12 protein-coding genes are annotated in these 13,436 nt (G+C 64.6%); 3 read left to right on the forward strand and 9 right to left on the reverse strand.

What is annotated here, in order from left to right; genetic code table 11:
- Nucleotides 1–39: 39 nt before the first annotated feature.
- From LQT98_RS17945 to LQT98_RS17960, 4 genes are all read right to left on the reverse strand, one after another.
- Complete coding sequence (locus LQT98_RS17945) at nucleotides 40–1,476, reverse strand: sodium:solute symporter family protein (protein WP_231464029.1); 1,437 nt, start codon at nucleotides 1,474–1,476, stop codon at nucleotides 40–42.
- A 315-nt stretch (nucleotides 1,477–1,791) separates the two neighbouring features.
- Nucleotides 1,792–4,602 carry an ATP-binding protein gene (locus LQT98_RS17950; protein ID WP_231464031.1) on the reverse strand — a complete coding sequence of 937 codons (2,811 nt, stop codon included), beginning with the start codon at nucleotides 4,600–4,602 and terminating at the stop codon, nucleotides 1,792–1,794.
- On the reverse strand, nucleotides 4,602–5,354 hold the full coding sequence (locus LQT98_RS17955) for a hypothetical protein (RefSeq protein ID WP_231464033.1): 753 nt from the start codon (nucleotides 5,352–5,354) through the stop codon (nucleotides 4,602–4,604). The genes LQT98_RS17950 and LQT98_RS17955 overlap by 1 nt, the downstream gene beginning before the upstream one ends.
- Entirely contained in the window at nucleotides 5,354–6,631 is a 1,278-nt protein-coding gene (locus tag LQT98_RS17960; protein ID WP_231464035.1) for a hypothetical protein, read from the reverse strand. The genes LQT98_RS17955 and LQT98_RS17960 overlap by 1 nt, the downstream gene beginning before the upstream one ends.
- 153 nt (nucleotides 6,632–6,784) lie before the next feature.
- On the opposite strand from LQT98_RS17960, the gene LQT98_RS17965 reads away from it, so the two are divergent.
- Both LQT98_RS17965 and LQT98_RS17970 read left to right on the forward strand, forming a co-directional pair.
- Nucleotides 6,785–7,912 (forward strand): succinylglutamate desuccinylase/aspartoacylase family protein, encoded by a 1,128-nt coding sequence (locus LQT98_RS17965; protein ID WP_048408619.1) that lies wholly within the window; start codon nucleotides 6,785–6,787, stop codon nucleotides 7,910–7,912.
- A gap of 18 nt (nucleotides 7,913–7,930) precedes the next feature.
- Nucleotides 7,931–8,167, forward strand: a complete 237-nt coding sequence (locus tag LQT98_RS17970; protein ID WP_048408618.1) for a putative hemolysin — start codon at nucleotides 7,931–7,933, stop codon at nucleotides 8,165–8,167.
- 111 nt (nucleotides 8,168–8,278) lie between these two features.
- On the opposite strand, the gene hisP is transcribed toward LQT98_RS17970, so the two are convergent.
- The 5 genes from hisP to LQT98_RS17995 all read right to left on the reverse strand — a co-directional run bounded on the left by hisP (nucleotide 8,279) and on the right by LQT98_RS17995 (nucleotide 12,512).
- Nucleotides 8,279–9,046: a histidine ABC transporter ATP-binding protein HisP gene (gene hisP / locus LQT98_RS17975; protein ID WP_048408693.1), complete on the reverse strand. Its 768-nt coding sequence runs from the start codon at nucleotides 9,044–9,046 to the stop codon at nucleotides 8,279–8,281.
- Between the two features lie 15 nt (nucleotides 9,047–9,061).
- Nucleotides 9,062–9,775 (reverse strand): ABC transporter permease, encoded by a 714-nt coding sequence (locus tag LQT98_RS17980; protein ID WP_048408617.1) that lies wholly within the window; start codon nucleotides 9,773–9,775, stop codon nucleotides 9,062–9,064.
- Nucleotides 9,772–10,461, reverse strand: a complete 690-nt coding sequence (locus tag LQT98_RS17985) for an ABC transporter permease (protein WP_231464037.1) — start codon at nucleotides 10,459–10,461, stop codon at nucleotides 9,772–9,774. Before LQT98_RS17985 ends, LQT98_RS17980 begins: the two co-directional genes overlap by 4 nt.
- A 293-nt stretch (nucleotides 10,462–10,754) precedes the next feature.
- A complete protein-coding gene (locus LQT98_RS17990) occupies nucleotides 10,755–11,534 on the reverse strand; it encodes an ABC transporter substrate-binding protein (RefSeq protein ID WP_048408616.1) in 780 nt (259 codons plus the stop codon).
- 525 nt (nucleotides 11,535–12,059) lie between these two features.
- Nucleotides 12,060–12,512: a winged helix-turn-helix transcriptional regulator gene (locus LQT98_RS17995; protein WP_231464039.1), complete on the reverse strand. Its 453-nt coding sequence runs from the start codon at nucleotides 12,510–12,512 to the stop codon at nucleotides 12,060–12,062.
- 111 nt (nucleotides 12,513–12,623) lie between these two features.
- On the opposite strand from LQT98_RS17995, the gene LQT98_RS18000 reads away from it, so the two are divergent.
- Nucleotides 12,624–13,436, forward strand: an 813-nt coding sequence (locus tag LQT98_RS18000; protein WP_231464041.1) for an MFS transporter, incomplete at its 3' end; no start/stop codon positions are given.

Raw genomic sequence — 13,436 nt, forward strand, 5'->3', positions numbered from 1 at the left:
TCGCTTACAAAAAGATCGTAAACAGGTTCTAAGGCCGGATCAGGCGCGACCCACCGCGGCCAGCGCCCCGCGTCCCAGCCGCTGCGGCAGCAAGCTGCCGGCCACCATGCCGAAAATGCTGAAGCCCAGGCCCACCAGCTGCGGCGGCCAGAACGCGTCCGCCGGGCCGAACCAGTCCAGCGCCAGCCAGCTGGACAGGCCGAAGGCGATGGCCAGCAGCGCCCCCTGCGGCGTGGAACGCTTCCAGAACAGGCCGGCGAACAGCGGCGCCACCGCCGACACCAGCGTCACCTTGTAGGCATTGCCCACCATCTCGTAAATGGTGGCGTCCGACACCAGCGCGAACACCGTGGTGACGATGGCCAGGCCCACCACCGTCAGCCGCATCGCCAGCAGGAACTGGCGGTCCGACATCACCGGGATGAAGCGGCTGAGCACGTTCTCGGTGAAGGTCACCGACGGCGCCAGCAAGGTGCCGGACGCGGTGGACATGATGGCGGACAGCAGCGCGCCAAAGAACATCACCTGCGCGAACAGCGGCGTGCGCTCCAGGATCAGGCTGGGCAGAATCATCTGCGCGTCCTGCTGCATCCAGCGGCTCACCATGGTCGGATCGATCAGCGTGGCGGCGAAGCCGATGAAGATGGGCAGCATGCAGAAGGTCAGGTACAGGCCGCCGCCGACGATGGACGCGCGCGCGGCGATGTTCTCGCTCTTGGCCGACATCACCCGCTGGAAGATATCCTGCTGCGGGATGGAGCCCAGCATCATGGTCAGCAAGGCGCCGACGAAACCGACGATGTCCTTGGGCGCCATGCTGGGAATCATGGTGAACTTGTCCTGCGCCGCCGCGTGCTGCAGCACCTTGACCGGGCCACCGGCCATATCGCCTATCAGCCAGGTCAGATAGAGCAGGCCGGCGACGATCACCGTCATCTGGAAAAAGTCGGTCAGCGCCACCGACCACATGCCGCCAAACAATGTGTACACCAGCACGATGGCCGCGCCCAGCAGCATGCCGGCGTTGGCGCTGATCGCGCCCTGGGACAGCACATTGAACACCACGCCCAACGCGGTCAGCTGCGCCGCCACCCAGCCCAGGTAGGACGCGATGATGCACAGCGACACGAACAACTCCACATTGCGGCCGAAACGCTGCTTGTAGAAGTCGCCTATGGTCAGCAGGTTCAAGCGGTACAGCGGCCGCGCGAACAGCAGGCCCACCAGCACCAGGCACATGGACGAGCCGAACGGATCTTCGACGATGCCGGCGAAGCCCTTGTCGATGAAAGTGGCCGGGATGCCCAGCACCGCCTCCGAACCGAACCAGGTGGCGAACACCATGGCGGTGACGATGGGAAACGGCAGGCTGCGGCCGGCCACCGCGAAATCGCGGGCATTGCGCACGCGGGTTGCGGCATACAGGCCTATGCCCACGGACAAGAGCAGATAAACAACGACGAAGCCAATCAGCATGGGAAGGATGTTCCTCTTCTGGCGGCGCGCGCACGCGCACAAACGGAAGCCCAAAAGCAAGAGGCCGGCGGGGGCATCTGACACCCCGCCAGCCTCTCTCAATTCCTGAAAACCTTGATATCTTGCTTTGCCATCAAGGGTTTGGGGGGCGATGATAACGCAGCTTTTTCCCGCTGTGTACCCATGAAGGAATGGTTTTTTTACGCAGGCGGCAAATTGCCCGGATGTCATCCGCGGCCAGCCGCCTGTCAGCGCCCGGCGCGGCGGCGGCGGGGTCAAAAAAAGCCGCCCAGGCGGGCGGCTTTGGCGTCAGGCTCAGGCGGTTTCGCCGCCGTCGACGCGGCGGCGGGTTTGCAGGATGGGCGGCGCCCATTGCTCGCCCGGCCGTTTCTTGCGCGTGGCCAGCGTCAGTTCCGACGGCGCGAAGATATTGATGTTGTGGGTATTCGGCGTGGTGATCAGATACTGCGCCTCGGTGGCCTTGAGGAAGCCGGCGACGCGGTCGATGTTGAAGATGTCCAGGTGGGCGAACGGTTCGTCGATGAAGACGAAGCCGGACGGGTTGGACTCATCCATCATCAGGCCTATCAGCAGGATCAGCGACTTCATCACCTGCTGGCCGCCGGAGGCCTCGCCGTCGTTCATGCCCATCAGGCCCTTCTGGTCGAAGTTGAACTTGAGCACCAGGCCCGCCTGGGCCAGCGCGGCGTCGTCGTTGGACAGCTGCGGCAGCTCCACTTCCACCTGGATGCCGGCCAGCTCGCCCAGACGCTTGACGTTCTGGCCGTAGGCGCGGACGGTGGCGCGCAGCTTGCCCATATAGGCGGCGCGCGCTTCGTCGGTGAGTTCGCGCGAACGGTCCACCTCGCTCTGGCGGCGCTGGCGCTCGCGGTCCAGGCCGCTCAGGTCTTCCACCAGCTTGTCCTTCAAGGCCAGCACCGCTTCATCCTGTTCCCAGTCGCCGTTCTGCAGCCGCTCTTCCAGATAGTTGAGCTGGTGCTTGGCGTCGGCGGCGGTGTCGAACTCGCTTTCGAGCGCCGCGACGTTCTCGCTCGCCAGCGCATTGGCCGGCAGCCGCTGCGCCCATTCGCGCAGCTCGGCCAGCAAGCGGCGCACCTGGCGGCGCGTCTGCTCCACTTCCTGCTGTTTGCGCTGGAACACCGCCAGGCTGTCCTGCTCGCGCTGGCAGACGCGGTCGTGCGCCAGCCGCGCGTCGCTATAGCGCTGATCGGCGGCTTCTTTCTCGGCGCTGGCCTCGCCCAGCGCCGCGCCCAGGCGCGCCACTTCCGCTTCCAGCCCCTGCTTGCGCGTTTCCAGCGCGGCGAACTCTTCGGCGCGGCTGTCCAGCTGGCGGATGGCGTCCATGCCGCCCAGGTATTCGGCCAGGCCGGCGGCTTCGCGCGTCGCCGCCACCAAGCGTTCTTCGTCGGCGAGGATGCGCGTGTTCAACGTCTTCAGTTCTTCGCGCAGCGCCAGCAGCCGCGATTGGCGCGCGGCTTCGCCGAAGGCGAATTCATGCGCCGGCACGCCGATGTGGCGCGCGCCGCGGCGTTCGCGGAAATAACCGTCGCGGGTGATCCAGTCGCCATTGATGTCGGCGCCCTGCTCGGCGTTGTCGACGCGGCTGACGCTGTTCATCTGCCGATACAGCCATTCCGGCGCGTCGGCGGAGAAGCGCACCACTTCCATCAGACTGCCGGCATTGGCGCGCGGCGGGCTGCAGCGCTCCGGCACCACGAAATGGCGGTAGCGCAGTTTCTCGCCGATGCGCCAGGCGTCGCGGCGGTCGCTTTCCCGCTCCAGCAGCACCACGTGGCGATAGCCGCGCAGCAGCGCTTCCACCGCCGCCTGCCAGTTGGGGTCCAGCACTTCCACGATGTCGGACAACATCTGATGGCCGATGCCGGCATCGTCCAGCGCCGCCTTGAACTGGCGCACGTCTTCCGGCGAGCGGCCGCGGCCGATCTCCAGCGCTTCCAGGTGCTGGGAGCTGTCCTGGCGCTGCTTTTTCAGTTCGCGCAGGCCGTCCTTCAATTGCTCGGCCTCGCCGCGCAAGGCGGCCAGCTTGTCGGCGAGCTGGGCGGCGTCGGCGCCGTATTCCTTGCTGGCCAGCGCCTGCAGCCGGTCGCGCTCCTTGAGCTGGCCGGCCACGCCGGCGTGCTCGCCCTTGGCGGCGACAAAGGCTTCCTGCGCGCCGACGCGCGAGGTTTCCGCCGCCTTGCGCGAGGCGTCGGCGGCCACTTCCGCCGCCTTCAGCTTGGCCACCAGTTGCAGGGTGTCGGCGTGCTCGGACTGGGCCTGGTTCAGCACATGGTAGTTGGCGCGGTAGTTCTGCCAGACATTACCCAGCGAGGTCTTGGCGTCCAGATAGGCCAGCACCGGCAAGGCCTCGTCGCGCAGCCGGGCGATGCCGGTTTGCAACTGCCGCCATTCCAGGTAGCGGTTGGCGCGCGCCTTCATGGTTTCCACCCGCGTCTGCAAGGCTTCTTCCTGGCGGCTCAGCGCTTCCAGCTCCAGCTCGGTGGCGCGTTGTTCGTCGCGCGCGCGCTGGTAGTTGTCCAGCACATCCTTGTCGCCGAAGACCTGGAACACCAGGTCCAGCAGTTGGCGCGGGCTGTATTCGGTGAGCTTGTCGGTATCGCCCTGTTCCAGCGCCAGCACTTCCGCCACCGCCGGGGTCAGACCGGCCATTTCCAACCGGCGGCGGTATTCCTGCACCCCCAGCCATTGGGCCTGGCCTTCGGCCAGCTCCAGCGCCACGTCGCCGTCCAGGATCGCGTAGTGGCGCACCCAGTCGCCGCCCTGTTTCTTGACCCGGCACAGCAGGGTCACGGTGTCGGAGACGATGGGAAAGAAAGGCGTCGGATACAGGCCGCCGCTGGGGCGGCGCGGATTGTCCACCACGCCGCGCAGATAGGCGAAGGGCTCCTTGTTATTGCGCACATAGCGCTTGTAATCGCGCTTGCCCGAGCATTTGATCGCCAGCAGGGTGCGCATCGCGTCCAGCAAGGTGGTCTTGCCGGAGCCGTTGGGGCCGATGATGGTGACGATCTGCGCGTCCAGCGGCACGGTCAGCCGCTGCCAGAAGTCCCAGTGCACCATTTCCACCGATTTCATCTGGAACATCAGCGCGTCTCCTCTTGCGCCGCGTCGTCGGGCGGCAGATCAAACAATGGGCCGGCGGAAGCCTCGGCGGCGTCCTCCTCTTCCGGCGCGGCTTCGGCGCGCTTGTCGGCCAGCGCGTCGCGGCCTTCGCGGCGCAGCAGCACATCGGCCAGCGCGCCTTCGATGATGCGCGGCGCCAGCTGGGCGTAATCTATCATCAGGTCCAGCATCGGCCCCTCGTCCAGCCAGCGGCTGCGGCGCACGATGAAGCCGAGATTGACCAGGCGGCCTAGGTTGGCGTTGAAACGGGTGCGGCCGCCCAGCGCCTTGCCGAAGTCGGCGTAGAGCGCGTCCTCGGACAGGCCGGTGGACACGGTTTCTCCGGTTTCCAGCGGCTTTTGCGCGCCGAACATATCACTCTGGTTTTCCTTGCCGGCTTCGACGCGGGCGATCTGACGCTCGCGCTTGGGCAGGATGATCAGCGCCCACAGAATGACCAGCAGCGCCACGCCATCGCGCGGCAGGCCCAGGTTGTTATTCAGCCAGGCGTCGCCGGAGCCGAACACCGGTTCGGTCATTTCCGGCAACAGCGCCACCGCGATGTGCTCGGCGTAAGGATTCTCCACCAGGCGCAGGCCGACTGCGGCCAGGCTCTTGTCCAGCTCCAGGCGGAAGCTGTCGTCCAGCAGCGCCTTCTTCGCCAGCGCGTCGCCGCGCGGCACCACCCGGTGCGCCAGCAGACGGGCGGTCAGGGTTTTGATTTCTGTTTCCATTAAGAACCTTTTTGAGCCGCGCCCACCAGCCGCGCGTCGGACAGCGTGGCCACTTCGGGGTGTTCCGGCTCGATCACGCCTTCGCCGCCTTCCAGGCTGAACGGCAGCTTGGCCAGCGCGGCGACTATGCTTTGGTCGTTGCGGGTTTCCGGATCGCCGATCAACGACAGCAGCGACAGCCGATAAGCGGTTTCGTCGTAACTGTCGGCCAGCACCGCCTGGCTGATGTGGACATCGGCCGCGCCGGCCATGCCCAGCTCCAGCAGCACGTCGTACATGGCCTCGGCCTCCAGCAGGCGCTCCATTTCCGGCGCGTCCGCCAGCGGCGCGGCTTCGCCGCCCGGCAAGCTCATGTCGCCGGCCTTGGCGCGCTCGCGCGCCAGCAATTCGAATTCCGCCACATCGCCCAGCTCCGGCGTGGACAGGAAGGCCGGCTCGGGATTGATGTCCAGGCAACCGTCCAGCTTGTGCGCCAATTGCCCGGCGGCCATGCGCCGCAGCCAGTCGGCGATGTCGGTGGACGTGAGGCCGGAGCCGCCCAGATGCACACGCTGCGCCGCCAGTTGCGCCAGCCGGCGCTCGAAGGTGCCGGCCAGCGCCAGCATGCGGCTTTGCGCCAGCGCGATGGCCTGGGCCTGGTTGAGCACCAGCAGGCTCAGCGTGTCGTCCTGGGTCAGCCCCTTGATCACCTCGGTGGACTTGGCCACCCAGCGCCACACCGCCTCCAGGCGGTGCTGGGCGGCGCGGATGCGGAATTCCGACTGCGACTCCAGCGCTTCCTCGAACTCGACGTACAGCTCGTTCAAGCGCGCCAGCAAGTGTTTCAAAGCCTCGTCCGATACCTGGCCCACCGCCTGGCCGGCGGCCACCTGGCTGGTCAGATAGCCCAGCTCGACGTCGTCGCCGGCGAAATCCACCATGGTGGCCAGCGCCGCCAGCGCGATGCGCGCGCCCTCGGACAATTGGTAGACGCCGCCGTCGCTGTCATAGACCAGCAAGCCGCCCTCGCGCAGCCGCCCCAGGATGGTGGCCAGTTTGGTGTCGTTCAGATAGGCGAAACGCTGAGCGATTTCCTGCGGCGTCCACAATGGCGCTTCGGCGCGGCCGCCCAGCTCGCGCAACACCAGCAGCCGCATCAGCACTTCCTCGTCGCCGCCGCGGAACAGGGTGACGAAGACGGACAGATAGGGCCAGGCGCCGGTCAGCCGCGACACCGCCTGCAAGGAGGCGGGCTCGATGCCGGGCTGGAAAAAATCGGAGAGAGAATCCAAGGGCACTCCACCACGCGCGCGGGCGTGGAATGGCAAAAGCCATGATTGTCCGGGGGGCTTGGGCGTTCGTCAACGCATGCCCTGCGGCGGCGCTATCTTGGCCGGCCCGGTTTGGCATAAGATTCGACGATGGAGCCGCACACCGCGAGAGGAGAAGCCATGTACACCCACCGCCAGCCCTTGCTGTCGCCCAGCCTGGGCAGCCAGCGCGAGCTGATCAGCTTTCATTTCGGCGTGCCGCAAAGCGGCGAGAAAATCTATATCCAGGCCAGCCTGCACGCAGACGAACTGCCCGGCATGCTGACCGCCTGGCATCTGAAACAAGCCTTGCAGCGGCTGGACGCCGCGGGTCTGCTGCGCGGCGAAGTGATCCTGGTGCCGGTGGCCAATCCCATCGGCCTGAACCAGAACCAGAGCGAAAAGCTGCTGGGCCGCTTCGATCTGCAAAGCGGCCAGAACTTCAACCGCCATTACCCGGTGCTGTCCGAGACGGTGTACGAGGAGGTGAAAGCGCAACTGAGCCGCGACGGCAAGGCCAATACCGCGCTGATCCGCGCCGCCGCCCGGCGTCAACTGGGCGCGCTGGCGGCCGGCAGCGAGCTGCAATCGCTGCGCCACACCCTGGCCAAGCTGGCTTTCGACGCCGACGTGGTGCTGGATCTGCACTGCGATTGCCGCGCCGATCTGCACCTCTACACCGGCACCCCGCTGTGGGAGCAGTGCGAACCGCTATCGCGCTATCTAGGCGCTTGCGCCACCTTGCTGGCCACCGACTCCGGCGACCATCCCTTCGACGAAGCCTGCAGCCAGCTATGGTGGCAGCTGCGCGACCTGGCGGCCGCCGAGGGCCTGGACGTCCAGATCGACATGGCCTGCCTGGCGGTGACGGTGGAGCTGCGCGGCGAACGCGACGTGCATCACGATTACGCGCGCCGCGACGCCGAAGGCATTCTCAACTTCCTGCGCCACCGCGGCGTGATCGCCGAGGCCGCGCCGCCGCTGCCGGAACTGCGCTTCCCGGCCACGCCGCTGGCCGGCTCGGAAAACCTGTACGCGCCCCACCCCGGCGTGGTGGTCTACCACGTCCAGCCGGGCAGCGAGGTGGCCAGCGGCGAGCTGCTGGCCGAAGTGATCGACCCGCTGAACGACCGCTGCAGCGAAATCCGCGCCAACCGTCCCGGCATGCTGTACGCCACCAGCGATCGCCCCTACACCACCACCGGCCTGTCGCTGGCCAAGGTGGCCAGCCGCGAGGCGTTCAAATCCGGCAAGCTGTTGTCGGCCTGAATCAGAAAGGAAATCGATATGAGAATCTTGATCTGCGCGATCGCGCTCCTGGGCCTGAGCGCCTGCAGCCAGACCAAGGCCCCGGAGCAGGCCAAGGTGGGCATGGCCAACCCGGCCTCGGTGTATTGCGGGGAGAAGGGCGGCAAGCTGTTGCCGCAGAAAGACGCCCAGGGCAATGAATACGCCTTGTGCCAATTGCCGGACGGCCGCACGGTGGAGGAATGGACGCTGTTCCGCGCCGATCACCCCCAGTAAAGGGCTTATCCACAGCCCACGACAAAATCCAAACTTATCCACAAAACAACAAAACCGCCGGCCATCGTGCGCCGGCGGCTTGTATCCCCCTTGAGCAGGGTAAGGCTCAAATCACTTCAGGCTGCCCGACAGGAAGGCCTTCAAGCGCTCGCTCTTGGTATTGCCGAACACCTCGTCCGGATGTCCTTCCTCTTCCACCCGCCCCTGGTGCAGGAACATCACGTGGTTGGACACATTGCGGGCGAAACCCATCTCATGGGTGACCACGATCATGGTGCGGCCCTCCTCGGCCAGCGCCTGCATCACCTTCAGCACCTCGCCCACCAGTTCCGGGTCCAGCGCCGAGGTCGGCTCGTCGAACAGCATCACCTCCGGCTCCATCGCCAGCGCGCGCGCTATCGCCACCCGCTGCTGCTGGCCGCCGGACAAATGCGCCGGGTACTTGGCCTGGGCGCGCTCGTCCAGCCCCACTTTCTGCAGGTATTTGACCGCGCGCTGGGTCGCCTCCTCCTTGGAAATCCCCAACACGTGCACCGGCGCCTCGATCACGTTCTCCAGCACCGTCATATGCGCCCACAGATTGAAATGCTGGAACACCATGGCCAGCTTGGTGCGCATGCTTTGCAGCTGCTTCTGGTCCGCCGGCATCAGTTCACCCTGTTTGGTGGGGCTGAGACGGATGGCCTCGCCGTTCAGGCTGATGCTGCCCTGATTCGGTTTTTCCAGGAAGTTGATGCAACGCAGAAAGGTGCTCTTGCCGGAACCGGAGGAGCCGATGATGCTGATCACGTCGCCGGCCTTGGCCTGCAGCGAGATGCCCTTGAGCACTTCATGGTTGCCATAGCTTTTGTGGATGTTCTGGATATTCAGCTTGTCCATCATGGAATCCGTTTCTCAGTGTTTCGTCGGCTGCAGATAGGCCAGCCATCTGGTCTCGGCCTTGCGGAACAGCCCCACCAGGATGAAGGTGACGCTCAAATAGATCAGCGCGGCGAGGCCGAAGGCATTGAAGGAGTCGTAGGTGGCGGCGTTGACGTCGCGCGCCACTTTCAGGATGTCCGGCACGGTGGCGGTAAAGGCCACGGTGGTGGCGTGCAGCATCAGGATCACTTCATTGCTGTACGCCGGCAGCGCGCGCCGCAGCGCCGACGGAATGATCACCCTCCGGTACAAGGTGAACTTGTTCATGCCATAGGCGCGGCCGGCTTCGATCTCGCCGTAAGGGGTGGCCTTGATCGCGCCGGCGAAGATCTCGGTGGTGTAAGCGCAGGTATTCAGCGCGAACGCCAGAATGGTGCAGTTATAGCCTTCGCGGAAGAAATGGTTGAGGAAACCCACCTCGCGCACCGCGTCCAGGCTGTACATGCCGGTGTAGAAGAACAGCAGCTGCACATAGAGCGGCGTGCCGCGGAACACATAGGTGTAGAACCAGACGCTGCGCGCCAGCCATTTGACCTTGGACACCCGCGCCACCGCCAGCGGAATGGACACGACGAAGCCGAAGGCGATGGACAGCACCAGCAACCACATGGTGACGGCCAGGCCGGACAAGTGATAGCCGTCCGACCACAGGAAGGGGCGCCAGTACTGCTGAATGATGTCTATCATAGTTCGGCCTCCCGCACGCCCATGGAATAACGGCGCTCCAGCCACATCAGCACGAAATTGGACACGGTGGTGAGCAGCAGATAGATCAACCCGGCCACCAGGGTGAAGAAGAACACCTTGTAAGTGCTCTTGCCGGCGTCGATCGACACCTTGACCACGTCGGTCAGGCCGATGATGGACACCAGCGCGGTGGCTTTCAGCATCACCTGCCAGTTATTGGAAATGCCGGGCAGCGCGAAGCGCATCATCTGCGGAAACTGGATGCGGCAAAACACCTGCCAAGGATTCATGCCATAGGCGGTGCCGGCCTCCAGCTGGCCCTTGGGCACCGAGATGAAGGCGCCGCGCAGCGTTTCGGTGAAATACGCGCCGTAGATGAAGCCCAGCGTCACCACGCCGGACACGAAGGGATTCAAATCTATCCGCTCCATGCCCCGCCACTCGGTCAGACGGTTGATGCCGATCTGCAGGCTGTAGAAGATCAGCAGCATCAGCACCAGGTCCGGCACGCCGCGGATCAGCGTGGTGTACAAGGTGGACACCCCGCTCAGCAGGCGATTGCTGGACAGCTTGGCGCCGGCGCCGACCAGGCCGATCAGAAAGGCCAGCAATAAGGACAGCACCGCCAGCTCCAGCGTCACCAGCGTGCCTTCCCAGATAATGGAACCGAATCCATACAAAAACATGCTCATCCCCTTTCAGGAGCGGCGGCGCAACGCGTCGCGCCGGTCCTGACTTGCGCAAAAGACGAGCCACCGACAAAACGGATGGCCTATGGCGGCCACGGAAGCGCTGCGGGTTCCAATGCAGCGGTTTTGTCGGCGGCTGGCTAGAACCCGTTCAAAGCCTGCTGTGCGTCGGCGATACGGCGTTGAAAACAGCTTCGAAATGCTCATGTACCACTTGTACATTCCGCTTCCTCAGCTGTTTTCGCCTTGTCTCGCCTTAGCCCGCGAGGCCTTGAACAGGCTCTTAGCGTTTACTTGCCGTAAACGTCGAAGTTGAAATATTTCTTCTCAAGCTTCTTGTAGGTACCGTCTTTGAGCATGCCGGCGATGGCCTTGTCGATATCGGCCTTCAATTCCTTGTCTTCCTTGCGCAGGCCGATGGCGGCGCCTTCGCCCAGGGTTTGCGGATCCACCAGCTCCTTGCCGGCGAAGCCGAAGCCCTTGCCGTCCGGCTTCTTCAGGAAGCCTTCGTCAGCCTGCACCGCATCTTGCAGCGAAGCGTCCAGACGGCCGGCCACCAGGTCGGACAGCACTTGGGTCTGGTTCTGGTAAGGCACCACTTCCACTCCGGCCGGCGCCCAGTGTTTCTTGGCGTAGGCTTCCTGGATGGTGCCCTGCTCCACGCCCACGCGCTTGCCCTTCAGCGCGGCCGGAGTCGGCATCAGGCCGGAACCGGTCTTGGCCACCATCCGTGTCGGGGTGTTGAACAATTTGGCGGAGAAGCTGATTTCTTTCATCCGCGCCTCGGTCACCGACATCGAGGACAGCACGCCGTCGAATTTCTTGGCTTTCAAGGCCGGGATCATGCCGTCGAAATCGTTTTCCACCCATACGCATTTGGCTTTCAAACGCTTACAGATTTCATTGCCCAGATCGATGTCGAAGCCGACCAGCTGGCCATTGGAGGCCTTGGATTCAAACGGCGCGTAGCTTGCGTCCACGCCGAAACGGACTTCCTTCCAGTCCTTGGCCCATGCCCCAATCGATGCGGTCATCAGACCCAAGGCCATCACAGCCAACGCTTTCTTCATTTGCTTCTCCTCATAGACTTCATCTACAGCCAACGGTGAAAACCCCGAGCCGACAGCCCGGCATATGCATTTCACAAGATAAAGCGCTTGGGGCTTTTGCCCTCTGGTTTGGTCCAGCTCCGCGAGGGGCTGAGCGGTTCATGTTATATAAATAGAGCAATTTGTCTATACCGTCTCCGCTGCCCGCCGCCAACACCGCCCTTATCTAAGCTTACGTCATGTCATCTGAAAAAATTAATGACTTGGTATTTCAGCGATCCGGCGAATTCGCGGCCTGTTGAGGACAAAATACAACATCCAAGCGCCCACACAAGTAACGCTTGGTATCGGAATGGGTGTACCTGCAAGTGAAAAAGTCTTTACATGAACAAACTACCGTCCCCTGCCGGGGGCGCTGTTCAAATGGCAGACGAGGACAAGGCAGACAGGTAAGAAGGCGGGAAGGGTAAGGGGCCGCAGCCCTGAAGCATGAGGGAAGGATCAGCCCAGCGTCTGGCTGCGCGGCGGCTCCGGCGGCCTATCGGCTCACGCCAGCTTGCGCACCTCGGTGGCCTCAGGCGCCAGCTCGGCGCCGTCCGCGTCCCGGGGCGACATCAAGGGCACGGGCTGGCCGCTCTGCTTGTCCACCAATAAGGAATGGTGCTCGCCCGGCGCGAACAGATGCCGCTCGCCCCACTGGCGCAAGGCCAGCACCACCGCGAACAGGCTTTCCCCCTTCGCCGTCAGCACATACTCCTGATAAGCGCTGCCGTCCGAAGCCGCCTGGGTGGCGAGGATTCCGGCATCGACCAGCTTGCGCAGCCGGTCGGACAAGATGTTGCGGGCCACGCCCAGGCTGCGCTGGAAATCGCCGAAGCGGCGCATGCCGTCGAAGGCGTCGCGCACGATCAGCAACGACCAACGATCTCCCACCACATCGACGCCGCGGGCGACGGGACAAGGCTCATCTTTCATGGTCATGATCTTGCGGGGCGACATCGGCTTTCCTTGCATGCGGTGGTGAACGGGGCAATCAGTTGCATTTTAAAACCAGATGTCCTAGCATTCAATCGGTTTCATTTTGCAACTAGATTAAGTGAACTCGAGACCATGAACGCCAGGCACACACCATCGTCACCCTTGAAGCGCGCGCCGGCGCGCCCGGCCAATATGCCCGCCGGCCTGCTATGGCTGTTCGCCGTCGCCAGCGGCCTGAGCGTGGCCAACGTCTATTACGCCCAGCCCCTGCTGGACGCGCTGGCCCGCGATTTCGCCATCAGCCAGGCGGCCATTGGCGGCGTGGTCACCGCTACTCAAATCGGCTGCGCGCTGGCCTTGCTGCTGCTGGTGCCGCTGGGCGATCTGCTGGAGCGCCGCCGGCTGATGGCGGCGCAGTGGCTAGCGCTGATCGCCGCACTGGCGGCGGTGTCCATCGCGCGTTCCGCGCCGGCGCTGCTGGCCGGCATGCTCGCGGTCGGCCTGCTGGGCACGGCGATGACGCAAGGCTTGATCGCCTACGCGGCCAGCGCCGCCGCGCCGCATGAACAAGGACGCGTCGTCGGCGCGGCGCAAAGCGGCGTCTTCATCGGCCTGCTGTTGGCGCGGGTATTCGCCGGCGCCGTCAGCGACCTGGCCGGCTGGCGCGGCGTCTACCTCGCCGCCGCCGCGCTGATGCTGGCGATTGCGCTGCCGCTGTGGCGACGGCTGCCCGCGTTGGCCGTCGCCAAGCCCTCAATGCGCTACCCGGAGCTGATCGCCTCCATGCTGACGCTGCTGCGGCGGGAAAAGACGCTGCAAATCCGCGGCATGCTGGCGTTGCTGATGTTCGCGGCCTTCAACATTTTCTGGAGCGCGCTGGTGCTGCCCTTGAGCGCGCCGCCCCACAACTACTCCCACACCGCCATCGGCGCCCTGGGCCTGGTG

Source organism: Chromobacterium aquaticum, from assembly GCF_021129195.1.
Classification (GTDB): domain Bacteria; phylum Pseudomonadota; class Gammaproteobacteria; order Burkholderiales; family Chromobacteriaceae; genus Chromobacterium; species Chromobacterium aquaticum.